The sequence below is a fragment of the Solitalea koreensis genome (assembly GCF_900182575.1).
Taxonomy (GTDB): Bacteria; Bacteroidota; Bacteroidia; order Sphingobacteriales; family Sphingobacteriaceae; genus Solitalea; species Solitalea koreensis.
In genome coordinates, this window is the sequence record NZ_FXSZ01000005.1 from 228,071 (window position 1) to 244,626 (window position 16,556).

Here is a 16,556-nt window from a genome sequence, read left to right on the forward strand (position 1 = left end):
CACTGATTAAGGTTTGATTATAACATTGTGGAAGGGCAAACGTAATCGCTTACTTTGATCTTTCCTGATTCTTTTATGGCTTTGAAGCCGCCTTTAACATCTATTAAATTATTAAAACCACGTGCTCTCATTATAGAATTAAAAATCATGGATCTGTATCCACTAGCACAATGCACATAGTAGGTTTTATTTTTGTCCACTTGATTCATGTTCTCATTGATAAAATCCAAGGGAACATTTTTAGCTCCTATAATATGCTCTGAATAATTTTCACTTTGTTTGCGTACATCCAGAATATTCAGTTCAGCACCTTTGCCGAGTATACTGTTTAACTCATCAACAGTAATGCTTTCAATTTCATCGATTTCTTTGCCTGCTTGTACCCACGATTTAAACCCGCCGATTAAGTAACCAATAGCATGATCGTATCCTACACGTGCTAAGCGAGTTACTACTTCTTCCTCCCTTCCTTCATCGGCAATGATCAAAATAGGCTGATTTATATCGGCAATCAAGGCTCCTACCCAAGGTGCAAAATTGCCATCAATACCAATGTTGATTGAATTTGGAATAAAGCCTTGAGCGAACACTTGCGGATTGCGAGTATCAAGCAGTAAGGCACCGGTTTCATTTGCAATCGTCTCAAACTCGTTTGGATTTAAGGGATGAGTACCTTTTTTAAGCACTTCATCAAAACTTTCGTATCCTTCTTTATTCATCTTTACATTCACCGGAAAATAAGCAGGAGGAGGCATCAAACCGGTTGTTACCTCTTTAATAAACTGCTCACGAGTCATGTTTGAACGTAAAGCATAATTGGTTTCTTTCTGATGTCCAAGCGTATCGGTGGTTTCTTTGCTCATGTTTTTACCACAAGCTGATCCTGCGCCGTGTGCCGGATAAACGATGATGTCATTGTCCAAATGCATTATTTTACTGTGCAAAGAATCAAATAAGGTACCAGCTAACTCATCTTGTGTCAAATGGGCAGCTTTTTGAGCCAGATCCGGACGGCCTACATCTCCAATAAATAGTGTATCACCAGTGAAAATGGCGGTTTCTTTACCGTTTTCATCCGATAATAAGTAACAACTCGATTCCATGGTATGACCAGGCGTGTGCAGCACTTTAATCTTTACATTGCCTAAAATAAATTCGTCACCATCCTGAGCAATGTTTGCTTTAAAAGTTGGATTGGCATTCGGGCCATAAACTATTTCAGCACCTGTTTCTTTTGCCAAGTCCAGATGACCTGATACAAAATCGGCATGAAAGTGCGTTTCGAATACATATTTAATAGTGGCCCCATGTGCCGTTGCTTTTTCGATATAAGGCTTTATTTCACGAAGAGGGTCGATAATAGCTGCCTCGTTACCTGACTGGATGTAGTAAGCACCCTGTGCCAAACATCCTGTATAAATTTGTTCTATGATCATCTTATTTATTAAAATAATTTTACATAACAAAGGTCACTATTAGTTGAAAAGCTGTCAGTGACTTTTGTTACCTTACAACAAGTTTTAATGCTTTTTTTGGGATAGTCTATAGGTCAGAATTAAATCAAAATGGTGCATATCCACTTTATTATGGATATACTTTAAGGCAGTGACTTCATGATCTAATCTGCCTTTATATGCATATAAAGTCTGTATTTGTAATCCCCTTATATATTTATTAAGGTTTAGATCTGTGCCGAAATTAAGCTGGTAGTACGATGGTATGCCATATTTATTTTTTGAAAAATCAGTAACAGCCGGTAACCAATAACTTCCCATCGATAATTGCACTTTATATTTTTTTTGCGGATTGTTAAATTCATATTGAGCCATTAAGGCTGACACATTCGCCAACCCTTCATTTCTTTCCCTGGATTGAAACGTATAAAATGGTTCATGTCCCCACTCTCTGGGCATTAAAAATCGGCCTTGGTCTGAAATACGTGTAAAACTAAGTGTAGCCGTATTGTTGGTTTTTTTATAGCCAATTCTAACGCTCCATACATTATTTTTACTACCCGGTGCAGCATAAGATAGAGCTGGGTTTTCATTGCCTCCATCTCTCAAAGTGCTTTGAAAAGTATATTGAAATCCGGTAATGAATCCTTTATTATCATTACTGCTCCATAATCCATCATATTGAAATAAGACAGTTTGATTAATATTCTCTATCCATGTTTCCCAAACCTGAAAATGATGATTCCGATTTAATCCATATTGAATACTAAATATGCCCAAACCATCCGATTTAACATTGTTGGCATATGCCGATTTGTTACCTGATGCATCTACTCCAACTGAATAAATCCCGATGGTCTCTTCTGTTTTAAACCATTTATCTGTTGATCGGGGGCTGATTTTATAGAACCAATTTGCGTCAATACTTAATTTAGAGGTTAAATGTTGCCTCAAGCTTATTCCTTCAAAAAGTGTAGGCCGTAAGCGTCCGTCCTGAGGATTCACAAAAGGTGTTTGTTTTAACATTTTGCCCCAAGTTATTGAGGTGTTTTTATGCTGGTACTGCAAATAAAGTTCTTCTATACCATAACTTATTTTTTGTGACGGCGCCATAACATTAAAGAGTCCAATTTCATACCTGCTTGATGAATTAGCAAGAGAGTCTCTTTTTTCTAAATCGGATGATGCCAAATTAACCCTTGAATCAAATGACGCTTTAACTGAAAAACCTTTATATTCTTTCAGGTTAATACTAAATGAGCTTTCTAAACCTGAAGCATAATAATCTGTCAGGTTATTCTTATTAATAGTGCCCATTTCGTAAGTTTTTACTTGTAGTTCAAAGGCTGTTTTATTTAAATAAGATACGAATGAACGGTTTGAAGTATCCGTTTGCTGTGCCAAACCTTTAAATGAAATAATAAGCAGAATTGTGACATGAAAGACTTTTTTCATTTATTTATTCTTCTTTTTTACTGTTTTAAATGGATTTGAAAGGGGTGAGCAATATTTAGTTGAAGAATAATTCTTTAAGAATGATAAATGCACCCATCACCAACACGAACCAACCAAAACCTTTTTTAAGTTTATTAGATTGAATTGATCCGGAAAAGTAGTTGCCCACAAATATCCCAACAGTTGCCAATGCTGTTACGGCGAGTAATATTTTCCAATCCATTGCCGTATGACTCAAGTCTCCAATAAAACCGATTAATGAATTAACAGCGATGATAAGGAGGGAGGTACCTATTGCTTTTTTAATGTCGAGTTTGGCAAATAGTATTAAAGAAGGAATGATAACAAAGCCACCTCCGGCACCTAATAAGCCCGAAATTACTCCGACTAGTAAGCCTTGGGTGATTAATTTCGATGATTTGATGGGGGTATCGTGTTCAACTACCTTTTCACGCTTAAGCATGGCCCACGCTGCAAAAACCATTAATACGGCAAATAATATTAATACCAAGCCACCCTTTGTAACGGTGATAAAATCTGTTTTAAGTATAATATTAGGAATTAATGGAACGATTATTTTTCTAAACAAATAAACCGTAGCTAGTGATGGAATTCCGAATAGCAGAAAAACTTTAAAATTGACAGCCTTGTTGCGCATTTTTTGAATTGCCCCAACCGAACTGGTTGTTCCGACAATGAATAATGAATAAGCTGTTGCAAGTACCGGATCGAGATGAAATAAATAAACCAGTACCGGGACTGTTAAAATTGATCCCCCCCCACCAATTAGTCCGAGAGAAAGCCCAATTGCCGCTGAGGCCATATAACCTAAAATTTCCATTTTTTTGTCTTGTTTTTTTATAGGGGCAAAGGTGGGAAGCAAGAAGATGAATGATAGTGATATTTGTCACAGTATCGAATGAAAGGGGGCACTATCTTTGAAAGAATTAATTTAGAATGGGCTAAATTTTGGATTAGTAATCATGGAACCTCATTATTATCATGTTAACGTAAATTGGAACACGGAACGTAAAGGAGTGATGTGTTCGCCAGAATTGACTCTGGATGACAATAGTTGTATTGAAGTAGCAACTCCACCCGAATTCCCGAAGGGGATTCCGGGCATATGGACTCCTGAACATTTGTTTACAGCTTCGGTAAGCAGTTGTTTAATGACTACTTTTTTGGCAATTGCAGAGAATTCAAAACTTGATTTTAAAAATTTTAGTTGCAGCTCGAGAAGTAAATTAGAACAGATTGATGGAAAACTTTTGATAAGTGAAATTGTTCTTGAACCTACACTGGTGATAGTTGACGAAAAAGATCGTGTTAAGGCAGAACGGGTATTGCAAAAATCAAAAGCAGCATGTTTGATTTCAAATTCTGTTAGATCAAACATTACAATGTTGCCAGCAATTATAACCGGTTGATAAAAATATGTTTATCCTATCCATTCAATGTAATTCCGGTAAAGTTTCAGGCGATTGTTTTGTTCCATCTTCTTTAACAACCTGGAAATTACCTCACGGGATGAATTCAGATCATTGGCAATTTCCTGATGGGTTATTTTTAGCTGGTTGGTATGGTTTTTTTCGGCCTGATTCTTAAGGTAAAACTCCAACCTTTCGTCCATTCCACGAAAAACCACATGGTCGATTACTTTTAACAATTCTTCAAAACGGGAGCGATAGGTTTCTAAAACAAAATAATACCAGGTTTTATATTCACGCATCAGTTGATCCATGAGTGGTAACGGTATCGCTAGCACCACGGTTTTTTCATCGGCTTTGGCCATTACCTGACTGGTTTGGTTACGGGTAGCACAAATCATCGATAAAGCGCAGGCATCGCCAGGTTCGAGGTAATAAATAAAAAATTCACCACTATCTTCGCCCTCTCTGTACAATTTTACTCTGCCTTCCATAATCAGCATGGTCGATTTGAAAAATTGCCCCGGATTCATCAGTTCTTCACCGGCTTCAAATGTTTTAATAGTACAGTTTTCGGCAAGAATTTTCTTTAAAGCCGGTTCAAATTGATTGAAATATTTATGGAGGTATTCTTCTATAGTTATGATCATTTTTATTCTATGGGTGTGTAATTGCAAGAAAAAACAGAGCAATAAATAATTCTATTTTTTAAACAGGCTTATTTCAATTTTAGTGAGTTTACTTTTAAATTTTCTCCTTAGCACAGGTTTTAATTTTAAATGGAGCATATAAAGGGCAAAAACCTATAGTGCTTGTTAAAATCATTACACCTGACAAAAACAACAAAACAGTTGCCCAAATACCATTTAAAACATTTGTATAATACATAAAAATAATTAGCGCAGCGATAATCAACCTGATTAATCTATCCGCAATTCCCATATTATGTTTCATTGTATAAAGAGTAATTTTCAGAATTCTAAGGAATTTATATACAAGTTTACAGGAATTGCATTACAAGGTAAGTGACTTTTGTCACTGTAATAATTGTTTTTCATCAGGTATTAGAATGCCTATTGCCATTTGGTTTAGCGATCAGACAAATTTTCTCCACGGTCAAAATCTTCATGATAAAGATCATTCAAAGATTTGATCAGTATCATAAGTAATTATACATGGACTTTATATTTTTACTTAAAAAATTTAAAACGATGAGGTATTCAGAACATAGAAGAAGGCCAAAGGACGTGTTTTTTGAAGGGTTTAATGGTTCTATTGTATGGATATTGATCATATCCATTATTATAATATGTGGATTGGCTTATTTGCTTGGTTTTCTATAAATGAAGGTTTCGTTTTTATATTGCCTCCAGTTCCAGATAAAATCATGCTTATAGTTTTTGAGTAGAATAAAAAAAGCTATAGCCATTGAAATAGTGGCCGGAAATGCAGCTCCAACACCCAATGGAGCAATAGCAAGGCCGAAAATAATACCACCTATGCAAGCCAGTTTTGTCCATGTTCTATTTAATAGCAATCCAAGAAATAGTAGAAATTGCCCAAATGCAATTATGTGAATGATGGTTTTGGTATGTTGTGAAAAGTAACCGTAAATAAACTCACGATAAAAAGAACTAAAGGTGAATTTGCCATAATCGAGGTAAACCTCAGGTAGTTTTACTACTAAGGTAGAATTCAAATAACAAGCCCATAAAAAGAATCCAGCAAGAAATAATCTTGCCCACATTGGTTTTTTTAATGCACCAAGAATGCATAAGCCAAAAATTAGGTTTGAAAAAAGATATAGAGCAAGATATTGTTTAAGCGCTTCCATCTTTACCAGTTTTAATGTTTCTTTTTTAGGTATCAATCTTTATTTAGTTTACCTATTTATATCAACTACTTAATCTAGCTTGTGCATCTCGTTCCGCTAAATGCCTGATGTTTTTTAGTTGAGATACTGACATCAAACCGTGCACAGGAGGGTAGAGCACATTGCCCATAAGCCATTCTGCCCATTTGGGCGATGACTCCATTCTAGCACGGCTAATTAAATGGGTGGCATCTTCTCCAATTGGTTCAAGAATAAAGGCCCATGTCATTTTAAATGGGCCTCCTGCCCGTACCGTTTTGCCACCTATTATGAAATATTTTTCATGCTTTATCGAATAGACCTCAAAAAAACTATCTTGAGCCGGAGTAGCAGCCAATTTATCTCCAATATTTCTTGTTTCCCAACCCGTAACTAAATGGTTAACACTTGGAATTCCCGCATGATCAAGCCAGTCGATGCTGTACCAGCCAGCCCGATCACAACCCAATTGCATTAAGTATCGCCAAACAATAGGAGGCGGTGCTTCAATGTTGGTATGAAAAGTAATGCTATATTGTGAATCAGGAATTAACTCATCACCGGGTAAAGGTCGATGGTTGTCATCTGGTAGTTTCATTTTTCCCAAATCAGCTTGAATATGGGCTAGCAAAGATTCGCGGATGAGTCGTGAACCCACTCCTATAATATGATAATATCGATTGAGTTTTGTCCAACTTTGATCGTCTGTTGCTGATGTACGCAATTCAAAACGGATAGTGCTACCATCCAAATACGGCTCTACTGTTATAGCCCAAGCTACTTTTCCCCATCCGGGTGTATTAAATGTTCGAAACTTATCAGGTTTTACTTTAGCAAAAGGAATATCAAGGTGCCAAAATTGTCCGACTGCACCTACTACAACCTCCCTTTCAGTTTCATGAATAATCATAAAGCCGGTTTCTTCTTGCGTTATTTGGTCAATGCCTAATCTTCTATCGATATTTTGGTTATCGCTGCCCACTATTTTTGAGGGTAAGGTTCTGATGTCAAACAGTAACCGCACCCATGGAACCATGGACATATCGAAATGACGCGCTATTTCCCATGCGTTGTCAGGCTTTGCATTAACAAAAATCCGATGGATTTCAGTATGCCTTGGGTTGGGCAATTGCAATTGAATAGCTCTCATACTTCCAATTAAATAATTGTTCTTACTATCCAGGTATTAATGCATTGTATTTTATGTCTTTTAAACCGATCAATAATAAGACGATGCTGAATAAAGCAAGTACGCTCATAGCCATAGTCACTGAAAGATCATAATGGAAGCCTTTTATTTTCATCACCATTGCAATGATTCCTATGGTGATGTTCATTAATATACAAAATACCAGCAGTGCAGGTGCTAATGTTAAGCCTATGGGTTTGCCTTTGAACGCTAATAGGCCAACAATGAAAAGCCCGGGTAAGCATACAGATAAATCCAACGCATACACAGGATTTGTTGCTAGCCCGGTTTCAACCAGCTCTTTTGGAATGGTGTTGCCCATCATTACCGCCGGAATAATTGATGAAAGCCAGGTAAGGTAAATAATACAAGCAATGGCAATTAGGTAAATACCCGTAATTTTGAAAATTGTATGATGGCTAGTCATGTGGATGATAGGTTTCTTTGATTGTTTCAATAGGAAGTAGATGAATGAATAAAAAGATGAACCCAATATGAGGCAGTAGAGTATGAATAGACTATTGAAGTGAACGTCAAAGCAATAAATGGTATAAGTATAAATGAGGTAAAAAATTACTCCGCTCCACAGCATTTCTGCTATTTTATTTGCCTTAAAAGCGAGCACACTCGTAATGATTAAAAAAGGAGCAATTAAAAAAAGATTAACCAGATCCTGAGCGATGGATTGGGCATGCCAATTTGGAGTTTCTTTCGCATAAATGTTGGGATCCAACAAGCCGACACCACTAGCGATAATTATAAAAATCGCGATAAACCACGATATTGCAAATAGCGTTTTACGTTGATGATTGATACCCATTTTTAATTAATTTGAGCATTGATTACTTGTTTTAAATGTGCAGCTGCCACCACTCCCGATTGTCGCCACACCATTTTTCCGTTTTTATAAAGTAGGAGCGTAGGTACACTTCGAACTTGATAAACTGCTGCCGCTTGCTGGTTTTTATCTATATCTACCTTTAGTATTTTAATTTTATCGCCCATTGATGCTTTTACCTCCTTTAATATAGGAGCCATCATTTTACATGGTCCGCACCACTCGGCAGAAAAATCAACCAATACCAAAGGTTCTCCAGCAAGGAGTTGATCAAAGCTTTTCTTTTCATTCATTATAGTTCTCAAAATTTAATCAAATCTCCTGCATTATTTTCAGCTTCTCTATGATTCAAATCAGGTCGTTATTTGATGGACCTCATGAAAATTGGAAAAGCATCCGCCTCCATCTTATCAAATCAGTAGAAGGACGTATGAAATCGTTTATTAAAAAAGCAAAGACATCGGTATAAACGGGCAAAAATGCTTCCTTAGGAAATGTTTTCGAAGCTCTCGCCGAAGGTATTTTTAAATCAATCCGTATTTAAAATAAAAGGTGTTTAAGCTTCTTTTTATCCAGTATAATAATATTGCCGTCTTTGATATCAATCAATTTTTCACTTTTGAAATCACTTAAAGTTCTGATGAGTGATTCTGTTGCTGTGCCAATTACATGAGCCAGGTTTTCTCGAGAAAGCTCAATTTTGGGTTTGTCGTTCTCGAACTCTTTGAACTTATCGGCAATTTGCAATAAGCCATTTGCCACACGTTTACGCAGGGAAGTATAGGCCAGTGCTAAAAGTTTTTCTTCCTTTTCTAAAACATTATGAGTTAAAAGCTTAATAAATTGTTGTGCTACCTGAGCATCTGTATGGATGAGTTGCATAAAATCTTGTTTTGAAATTTGCATCAGTTTGGCATCTTCCAGTATTTCAGCATTGTTAGAATAATTGATTTCTTCCAAAATGGCGGTATAGCCAATAAAATCTCCGGGGCCGTAAATCGAAATGATCAATTCTTTGCCCGCTTCATTTATTTTGTAAGTTTTTACTTTTCCTTCAACCACTAAATAAACGGCATGGGGTTTATGGCCTTCGCTATAGAGTAGTTGCTTCTTTTTATAACTAAACAGGTCTTGCTTGTTTGCGGTTAGTTTAATTTTGCCTTCGGCTTTAGCCTGATGAATGAAATTATTAATTCCGTTAGCATAAAGCGTAAAGTTATGTTTTAGTACATCCGATTTTTTTAGCCGGGTTTCCACCGCTTTGAGCAGGTCTAAATCATCAAACGGTTTGGTTAAATAGTCATCGGCACCTAATTCCATTCCTTTTCTAAAATCACCCTTTTCCGATTTTGCAGTCAAAAATATAAACGGAATGCTTGCTGTTTCTTTGTTTTTGCCCAGCAGATGTAATACCCCATAGCCATCCAAAATGGGCATCATAATATCACAAATGATCAAATCGGGTAGTTCTTTTAAAGCTATTTCAACACCGGTTTTGCCATTATCAGCAGTTAAAACCGTGTAATTAGACAGCTCCAGAATTTCTGCTGTGTTTTCTCTTACCTCCTTGTGGTCTTCAATCAATAATACCTTAGTCATGCTCAATTATCTTTTTGTTTTTTTGAGGGATGTGAACCGTAAAAGTTGAGCCTTCATTCAGTTTACTGTCTATTTCAATATAGCCATCCATAAGTTCAAGATATTTTGATACTATATGTAACCCTAAACCGGTGCCCTGAATATTATTGGCATTTTTTGCGCGAAAAAAACATTCGAATAAATGTTGCTGATCTTTGTTTGAAATCCCTATCCCTTCATCCTTAACCGAAAGAATTAAACTTTCATCGTTAATGGTGCATGTTACTTTAATAGTAGTATGTTCAGGCGAAAATTTGATGGCATTAGTAACGAGATTCGTAACCATATATTTTAAAAGAGTTAAATCAATTAAAACAGTTTTTGTGCCCGACTTAGTAAATTCAATTGTCTGACCGGTTCTGGCAAGCTCTTGCAAATCTTGAATCAGATTATCAAATTCTGCATAGCATTCTTCTGCTTTTACTAACGCTATATTAGCATGTATGGTACCTTCTTCCAGCTGACCAATCGATAAGAAATCTTCCAAAATGCTTTTCATGTCGGTAACCGCATCTTTAATACGCTGAATGTGTTTTTCCCTTTTTTGCGTATGTATTGGATCATGATATTTTCCTATCAATGAAATAGAGGATAGGATGGTGCTCAGTGGTGTGCGAAATTCATGCGATGCCATTGTAACAAATCTTGATTTTAGGTCGCTCAGCTCTTTCTCCTTTTCCAATGCTTTGCTAAGTTCAGTTTTCGATTTTTTCAATTCTGCCAAAGCTTCTTTGAACATTTTTGTGCGGTCTTCTACTTTTTGTTCCAGCTCAATATTTAATTGTTTTACCTGAATGTTTATTTTTTCAAGTTCAGCTTTTTGCTTGTTTATTAAACATTCATTTTCTTTTCGTAATGTAATATCTATTATGAAAGCAATTACATGCATATTACCATTCGAGTTGTAATAGCTAAGACTTATTTCTACCGGAAACTCCGTTCCATCCTTTTTTTGAGCATGCAAATCGCGCCCGGAACCCATTAACCGATTTTGAGGAGAAAGGAGAAAATTACTTCTGTATGCAGTGTGTTTTGAATGAAAACGGTGGGGAATCAGAGCTTCAATGGTTTTACCCAAAATTTCCTTTTTTTCGTAGCCAAATTGAAGTTCTGCCTGTTTATTGAAATTAATAATCTCACCGTTTGCGTTAATCAAAACAATTCCGATTGTAGAGTAGTTGAAAATTGCTTCAAGTTCTCGAAAATTTTGTTGAGGGTTAATTTTCATGTATGAATTCAACAATTATCGTATTTAAGGTTTAAGGGTGTTCTGATAAAAATTTATTACTGGTATGTTTTAAATCGATGTACTCTTTTTCAACTTCAAATACTTTATTACGAATTTCATTTTGCTGGTCAATAAGTTCAGTAGTAAGTTGACCTTGCATTTTATCTTTTTGAAGGTTCGTTAGCTGTTGATTAATTTCTTGTGTGAGGTAATCAAATTCCGCCCTGACTTCCACAATCTTACCCATTAAGCCCTCTGCATCGGCCGCTAGTTTGGGAATTGAATTTCTTTGGATGATTGAGAATAGTTTACCTTCAAGACTTTCTGCTTCTCCCTGATAAGATTTCAGCATATTATTCCAATCAAACAGTTCTTCATTATAATATTCTACAGTTGAATTCTTCATGTGGAAACTTTTTTTGAACTATTAAAACACTTGATCGATTGTATTAAGTTACTAATTTTCAATGTTTTTATTTATTATATTATCGTTGCTGCCTATGGTTTTAAAGAAGGTATGGAAAAAGTAAGAAAACTTTAAAGAGTAGTACTAGGCAAGCCACAATGGGTAGGGCTGAAGTAAAAGGCTGTTAGATTTAACTCCACCATCATTTTAAGTTTCGCATATCCTTCGTATTTTCAATATATACGAAACTCTTCTGCTATCCTATGCATATTTCTAAAATTGAACACCGTGGTGAACAACGGTTAAAAATAGATTTTCCCTACAACCTTGAAATTTCTATTCGAATAAAATCCATTGAAGATGCCCGCTGGAGTAGAACGCATAAAGCCTGGCATATTCCCTGTACGAAAGCTGCTTACCAACAGCTCATTGCTCTTTTTCCGGATCTGAAGGCTAGCCCTGCAACGAAAATGACCGAGCCGGAGATGAAAGAACCTGTCGAAAAGGTGCAAACTCACAAAGGAGTATCAGGAATATCGATCGAAGTTATCGGCCGAAAAATTATTATTAAAATGCCTAAAAACGAGGCCGATATTCGTTTTGTTTCACAATTAAAATACAGCAGATGGAATGCTTCCGGATTTTACTGGCAATTACCCAATTATGGAGGCAACCTTGATGTGCTGAAAAGTTATTTCGGAAACCGTTTGTTACACGTGTCTGTAAGTGAGGAAATAAGTTTACAGGCGGGCTCTTCACAAAAGGTGTTGAATAAAAATGAGGCATGGGTAATAAAAACGGTTTCGGGCAGAATAAAGATCATAGCCGGATATTCTGAAGCCCTTACCCGTATAGTTAAGAAATTGCCTTTTTATTTTTGGGATGCCAGGAACAAATGGTGGACAGTGGCCTATTCTGAAAAAACACTTGCCGGTTTGCGCTTAATGCTTGAAGAAACAGGCTTTACCTGCATTTATGAAGAGGAAGAAAACAAAAGAGAGGGGAAAGCAAGAGTAAATGCGGAAACATTGGCCAGTTACCGCAATGCCCCTAAAGAATATGCCGATAAGTTGAATGAGTTGCGCTACAGTGCTTCTACCATTAAATCATATGTGGCCTTGTTTGAAGAATTTATAAATCATTTTCCCAAGCATGCCATCGACTCTATTGATGAAAAACAGATCATCAGTTTCTTAAGGTACCTGGTTACCGAGCGTAAAGTGAGTTCATCCTATCAGAATCAGGCTATTAATAGTATAAAATTTTATTACGAGCGTGTATTGGGAGGACAACGGAAATGTTATTTCATTGAGCGGCCGATAAAAGAAAAGGCCCTGCCTACGGTTTTAAGCGAAGAAGAGGTAAGGCAATTGATCAGTTCGATTACCAATTTAAAGCACAAAGCCATGATCATGCTTACCTATTCGGCTGGGTTGAGAATAAGCGAACTTATTGCACTGAGAATAATTGACATTGATTCGGAACGGAAACAGATCCGAATTGAACAGTCAAAAGGAAAGAAAGATCGTTATACCCTGTTGTCTGAAAAAATGCTAAACGTATTAAGGGCTTATTACCTGGAATATAAACCTGCACATTGGTTATTTGAAGGTTTCTCCGAGAGCAATCAGCCTAAGCCCTATTCGGTTCGAAGTGCCCAGCTGGTATTGAAAAGGGCCGCAAAAAAGGCCGGCATTAAGAAAAAGATAAGCATGCATACGCTGAGGCATTCATTTGCCACCCATTTGTTAGAGAATGGAACCGATTTGCGTTATATACAAAGTTTATTGGGGCATGGTAGCAGCAAAACCACTGAGATTTATACCCATATAACCACTAAGGGTTTTGATCAGATTAAAAGTCCGTTGGATTGGTTGGATATTTAAGTAGAATGGTTATTTTAGAGGTTCGGCTACCCCAAAAAAAACAAACAGCAGGGTACAGCTAAATGGAATATATACGCAACTCCGTTTCTTAAAAAGAAGAGTAGTTGCGTATATTCGCTCGTTAGCGGTAATGCTAAAATGCTTTTATGAAAAGACTATCTCTAATTTTCTTTTAGCCTTTAAACCCTCGGGCGACTAACAACTTTGAACAAAACAACTAATTAATAACCTTGACCCTTTCATTGTAGGCAATTTTTTGAAGAGATGAATTCAACAGACACAGTAGATTGTTTTAATGTAAAGATCATCGCAGGATTTATGGGACTTAAGTTTCTACCTAAATGGATTGCTGTCGCACACAACAATTTAAATCCAAAACTCATTTTTTCAGATGCAGGCATTGAATACAGAGCTTTCATTTTTACAAATCAATTAGAATATAACGAAATAGAAAGCGTTGACATTTTCCTTTCGATTAAAACGACAAACATCTACTTGATACGAAACAATTCCATGTTTACAGTAAGCGCAAACACTAACAACGAAAACGAACTTTACAAATGTTTAAAATATTTGAAGGCAAAAGGATGTGTGCTAACTGACAAAGCAGAGAATTTTTATTCTAAGTTCTTAGTATGATTACCGCGATAAAATAAGCACTACCGCTAACATGAACTGTGTTAAAAATCAAGAAAAAACTAGTTGATTTTCCGCAAAGTTTTCCCGGTAAGCAAGGCCCGATTTAACAATCGCAAAAGCCTGTTTGAGTAGTTTATTGCAAACGGCAATCAATGCCACTTTTACCGGCTTCCCTTTATCCCTTAAACGATCATACAATGCTTTACAGGCACCGTTAAAACGCTTGGCTGCAAAGCTGCACATATACAATCGGCTGCGCATGGCTCCTCCACCCATTTTCGTAATGCGTGATTTTCCCCGAATACTACTGCCAGAACTGAACTCCCGCGGGCATAAACCGGCCATGGCAATCAGTTGCCGGTAGTTATCCAATTGGGTAAAACCACTTGCAAACAGGATCAAGGCCGCGGCTGTCTTCTTGCCGATGCCAGGTATACTGGTCAGCAACTCCAATTCCCTGGCATGGACCGTTTCCAATAAGGTTTGCAGCTCTTCTTCCAAACGGGTTAAGTTCCGCTCGACACTTTTCAACACTTTCTGTTGACACTGCAACGCTGTTTTACAGCAGGTCGGATGCAACGTAAGTGCCTCCAGGCTATTCAAGAACATGGTGCGTTGCTTGGTCAGCAGCTCGATGGATTGTTCCAGCTGCCGGGCCTGTTGTAGCCAAGGAGCGTCGGGCTGCCAGTCCTTAACGGTTTCATGTTGGCCGTAACGCATCAACCACTGGGCATCTTTGCGATCGGTTTTACTCTTGCCCAAATGCAGCTGAATAAAGCGTTTGATGCATAAGGGATTAACTACAGCCACCCGGCAACCCCGCTCATGTAGAAAACAGGCCAAGCGCAAATAATAAGCACCGGTAGCTTCCATCAAGTAAAGGGCATCGGTTCCGCTTGCTTTGAACAGTTGTTCAAAACCTGCTTTTTCATTGGGAACTTCAAACTCTTGGATTTTGGCTTCGGCGGATAAGCAAACCGCCAAGGTGTCTTTGCTGATGTCGATACCTGCAACCTTTTGCATAAGTTTTCCTATTTTTAAGGTGGACAAAAACGAGAAGAACGGCTATTGTTGCATTATCAATCCTGATACAAGCTCTGAGGCTTCATGGAACTGTTCAAAGTAACAATGGAAAAGAGAGGGGATTTTCATGTTAGACAGGTTCCTAGACCTACAACGCTTGCGAATCTTATTCCTCTCTTTCGTTCTTTTCAATTGATTATTTCTTACAGGAATTTAAGCATTTACAAACATAGGACGCGCTTGCCAAAAGCGCGGGCGACTTGCAACTTTGAACTGAACAACTAATTAATAACTTTACGCCACGGCGGACTATGACGCAGGTGTTTTCATCGCGCCTTCGGCAAGCGCCGCCCGTTACCAGCAATATTAAATGACAACACTACAAGACATAATTAAAGGAATTGAAAAACAAAATCAAACAACAAGTGGGCTGTTTGGTTTGACTTCATTGCAAGGACTTGCAAAAGCGTTAGAACAACAAAAAAAGACGCAAATTGCTTTTTCTGGACTAAATGGACTGACTGACATTGCAAGGACAATTTCGCAACAAATGAAACCATTTGACATTGCGACAAAAACTTTGGGAAGTAGTTTGGCCCAATTAGCTGCTATGCAACCAAACAAACAACATTCTGCGTTATTTGGCTTGACATCTTCACTTTCGGAAATTGCGAAATCAAATCAATTGCTTTCAGACAGACTTTCTAGTTTGACAGCAAACCAATTGCTTTTGTCAAGTAATCTAACAGCAATTGCAAAATCATTTGACCATTCTCATTTAAACAAATTCAACGGTTTAGATATTGCCTTACAAGGAATTTCTAAATCCTATTTGAAAAGTATTGCATTAACACGTAATTGGGACGATATTTCTATTGCTGACGAAGCAACTGAAACTATTGCAAATATTGCAGACGAATTATTAACTACTAATCAGCCAATAACATCAAACGACCTTGACAAACTGAAAGAATCTATCATTACAGAACTTTCTGGTTTGTTAATAAAAACTAAGTCGGAAAAAGCAAAACAATTCGTTCTTGACTTTATTGCAATAGTTTCTTTTTTATTATGTTTTTACAATCCATTTCAAATACCCACTGACAAGACAAACACAGAAGTAATAGAAGACGTAAAAAATCAGATAGAAAAAATCAACAAAGGACTTTCAATTCAAATTGAACAAGAACTTCAAAAACTTAACAAGACAAGAATAGCAAGGACAAACGTTAATTTGCGATTTTCAGCAAATAAAAACTCAAAAATACTTGGACTTGTAAAACTAGGACAACAAGTAACAGTTATTGAGATACGACAAAAATTTTTGCTTATTACATATATTGACAAAGAAACCAATGAACCGAAATCTGGTTTCGTAATGAAAAAATATTTTGAAGCTTAATAATAAAATACTGCTGGTAATAACTAAGCTTTCGTCTTGTCCGCAGGGCATGAGATGAAAGCCGTGTTGAACGGAACCTTTGGTAGCTATCGGTGCTGTTTATTATGGGGTTATCG

Annotated in this window: 17 protein-coding genes; 4 read left to right on the top strand and 13 right to left on the bottom strand. The window is 36.9% G+C overall.

From position 1 onward, the window contains the following. Positions 1 to 17: 17 nt before the first annotated feature. From FN756_RS09935 to FN756_RS09945, 3 genes are all read right to left on the bottom strand, one after another. The gene (locus FN756_RS09935) at positions 18 to 1,436 is read right to left on the bottom strand and encodes an MBL fold metallo-hydrolase (RefSeq protein WP_142603840.1); all 1,419 of its coding nucleotides are present in this window, start codon (positions 1,434 to 1,436) and stop codon (positions 18 to 20) included. A gap of 84 nt (positions 1,437 to 1,520) precedes the next feature. Then, on the bottom strand, positions 1,521 to 2,909 hold the full coding sequence (locus FN756_RS09940; RefSeq protein WP_142603842.1) for an OprD family outer membrane porin: 1,389 nt from the start codon (positions 2,907 to 2,909) through the stop codon (positions 1,521 to 1,523). A gap of 55 nt (positions 2,910 to 2,964) precedes the next feature. Then, positions 2,965 to 3,750 (bottom strand): sulfite exporter TauE/SafE family protein, encoded by a 786-nt coding sequence (locus FN756_RS09945; protein WP_142603844.1) that lies wholly within the window; start codon positions 3,748 to 3,750, stop codon positions 2,965 to 2,967. A 142-nt stretch (positions 3,751 to 3,892) separates the two neighbouring features. On the opposite strand from FN756_RS09945, the gene FN756_RS09950 reads away from it, so the two are divergent. Further along, positions 3,893 to 4,339: an OsmC family protein gene (locus tag FN756_RS09950; RefSeq protein ID WP_185955242.1), complete on the top strand. Its 447-nt coding sequence runs from the start codon at positions 3,893 to 3,895 to the stop codon at positions 4,337 to 4,339. Between the two features lie 11 nt (positions 4,340 to 4,350). Here the strand turns inward: FN756_RS09950 and FN756_RS09955 are convergent, their stop codons facing one another. The 9 genes from FN756_RS09955 to FN756_RS09995 form a co-directional block, all read right to left on the bottom strand. Further along, complete coding sequence (locus tag FN756_RS09955) at positions 4,351 to 4,989, bottom strand: Crp/Fnr family transcriptional regulator (protein WP_142603848.1); 639 nt, start codon at positions 4,987 to 4,989, stop codon at positions 4,351 to 4,353. Positions 4,990 to 5,083: 94 nt separating this feature from the next. Beyond that, complete coding sequence (locus FN756_RS09960) at positions 5,084 to 5,293, bottom strand: YgaP family membrane protein (RefSeq protein ID WP_142603850.1); 210 nt, start codon at positions 5,291 to 5,293, stop codon at positions 5,084 to 5,086. A 367-nt stretch (positions 5,294 to 5,660) separates the two neighbouring features. Beyond that, positions 5,661 to 6,209 carry a hypothetical protein gene (locus FN756_RS09965; RefSeq protein ID WP_142603852.1) on the bottom strand — a complete coding sequence of 183 codons (549 nt, stop codon included), beginning with the start codon at positions 6,207 to 6,209 and terminating at the stop codon, positions 5,661 to 5,663. 25 nt (positions 6,210 to 6,234) lie between these two features. Next, on the bottom strand, positions 6,235 to 7,341 hold the full coding sequence (locus tag FN756_RS09970; RefSeq protein WP_142603854.1) for an SRPBCC family protein: 1,107 nt from the start codon (positions 7,339 to 7,341) through the stop codon (positions 6,235 to 6,237). A 25-nt stretch (positions 7,342 to 7,366) separates the two neighbouring features. Continuing rightward, a complete protein-coding gene (locus tag FN756_RS09975) occupies positions 7,367 to 8,200 on the bottom strand; it encodes a hypothetical protein (protein WP_142603856.1) in 834 nt (277 codons plus the stop codon). Between the two features lie 2 nt (positions 8,201 to 8,202). Then, on the bottom strand, positions 8,203 to 8,511 hold the full coding sequence (trxA, locus tag FN756_RS09980; protein WP_142603858.1) for a thioredoxin: 309 nt from the start codon (positions 8,509 to 8,511) through the stop codon (positions 8,203 to 8,205). Positions 8,512 to 8,758: 247 nt separating this feature from the next. Next, positions 8,759 to 9,817 (bottom strand): response regulator, encoded by a 1,059-nt coding sequence (locus FN756_RS09985; protein ID WP_142603860.1) that lies wholly within the window; start codon positions 9,815 to 9,817, stop codon positions 8,759 to 8,761. After that, on the bottom strand, positions 9,810 to 11,084 hold the full coding sequence (locus tag FN756_RS09990; RefSeq protein WP_142603862.1) for a PAS domain-containing sensor histidine kinase: 1,275 nt from the start codon (positions 11,082 to 11,084) through the stop codon (positions 9,810 to 9,812). Before FN756_RS09990 ends, FN756_RS09985 begins: the two co-directional genes overlap by 8 nt. Before the next feature lie 31 nt (positions 11,085 to 11,115). Continuing rightward, positions 11,116 to 11,490 (bottom strand): hypothetical protein, encoded by a 375-nt coding sequence (locus tag FN756_RS09995; protein ID WP_142603864.1) that lies wholly within the window; start codon positions 11,488 to 11,490, stop codon positions 11,116 to 11,118. A 263-nt stretch (positions 11,491 to 11,753) separates the two neighbouring features. On the opposite strand from FN756_RS09995, the gene FN756_RS10000 reads away from it, so the two are divergent. Together FN756_RS10000 and FN756_RS10005 are read left to right on the top strand one after the other, a co-directional pair. Further along, positions 11,754 to 13,376 carry a tyrosine-type recombinase/integrase gene (locus tag FN756_RS10000; RefSeq protein ID WP_221929048.1) on the top strand — a complete coding sequence of 541 codons (1,623 nt, stop codon included), beginning with the start codon at positions 11,754 to 11,756 and terminating at the stop codon, positions 13,374 to 13,376. Positions 13,377 to 13,640: 264 nt separating this feature from the next. Next, complete coding sequence (locus FN756_RS10005; protein ID WP_142603866.1) at positions 13,641 to 14,015, top strand: hypothetical protein; 375 nt, start codon at positions 13,641 to 13,643, stop codon at positions 14,013 to 14,015. 48 nt (positions 14,016 to 14,063) lie between these two features. Here the strand turns inward: FN756_RS10005 and FN756_RS10010 are convergent, their stop codons facing one another. Then, entirely contained in the window at positions 14,064 to 15,038 is a 975-nt protein-coding gene (locus FN756_RS10010; protein ID WP_142603868.1) for an IS110 family RNA-guided transposase, read from the bottom strand. Between the two features lie 370 nt (positions 15,039 to 15,408). On the opposite strand from FN756_RS10010, the gene FN756_RS10015 reads away from it, so the two are divergent. Continuing rightward, the gene (locus FN756_RS10015; protein ID WP_142603870.1) at positions 15,409 to 16,440 is read left to right on the top strand and encodes an SH3 domain-containing protein; all 1,032 of its coding nucleotides are present in this window, start codon (positions 15,409 to 15,411) and stop codon (positions 16,438 to 16,440) included. The last annotated feature ends 116 nt before the right edge of the window (positions 16,441 to 16,556 follow it).

Coding starts and splice junctions, on each gene's coding strand:
- FN756_RS10000 (WP_221929048.1), top strand. CDS start 11,754: ATGCATATTTCTAAAATTGAACACCGTGGTGAACAACGGTTAAAAATA.
- FN756_RS09995 (WP_142603864.1), bottom strand. CDS start 11,490: ATGAAGAATTCAACTGTAGAATATTATAATGAAGAACTGTTTGATTGG.
- FN756_RS10015 (WP_142603870.1), top strand. CDS start 15,409: ATGACAACACTACAAGACATAATTAAAGGAATTGAAAAACAAAATCAA.
- FN756_RS09950 (WP_185955242.1), top strand. CDS start 3,893: ATGGAACCTCATTATTATCATGTTAACGTAAATTGGAACACGGAACGT.
- FN756_RS09960 (WP_142603850.1), bottom strand. CDS start 5,293: ATGAAACATAATATGGGAATTGCGGATAGATTAATCAGGTTGATTATC.
- FN756_RS09985 (WP_142603860.1), bottom strand. CDS start 9,817: ATGACTAAGGTATTATTGATTGAAGACCACAAGGAGGTAAGAGAAAAC.
- FN756_RS09970 (WP_142603854.1), bottom strand. CDS start 7,341: ATGAGAGCTATTCAATTGCAATTGCCCAACCCAAGGCATACTGAAATC.
- FN756_RS10010 (WP_142603868.1), bottom strand. CDS start 15,038: ATGCAAAAGGTTGCAGGTATCGACATCAGCAAAGACACCTTGGCGGTT.
- FN756_RS10005 (WP_142603866.1), top strand. CDS start 13,641: ATGAATTCAACAGACACAGTAGATTGTTTTAATGTAAAGATCATCGCA.
- FN756_RS09975 (WP_142603856.1), bottom strand. CDS start 8,200: ATGGGTATCAATCATCAACGTAAAACGCTATTTGCAATATCGTGGTTT.
- FN756_RS09955 (WP_142603848.1), bottom strand. CDS start 4,989: ATGATCATAACTATAGAAGAATACCTCCATAAATATTTCAATCAATTT.
- FN756_RS09945 (WP_142603844.1), bottom strand. CDS start 3,750: ATGGAAATTTTAGGTTATATGGCCTCAGCGGCAATTGGGCTTTCTCTC.
- FN756_RS09990 (WP_142603862.1), bottom strand. CDS start 11,084: ATGAAAATTAACCCTCAACAAAATTTTCGAGAACTTGAAGCAATTTTC.
- trxA (WP_142603858.1), bottom strand. CDS start 8,511: ATGAATGAAAAGAAAAGCTTTGATCAACTCCTTGCTGGAGAACCTTTG.
- FN756_RS09935 (WP_142603840.1), bottom strand. CDS start 1,436: ATGATCATAGAACAAATTTATACAGGATGTTTGGCACAGGGTGCTTAC.
- FN756_RS09940 (WP_142603842.1), bottom strand. CDS start 2,909: ATGAAAAAAGTCTTTCATGTCACAATTCTGCTTATTATTTCATTTAAA.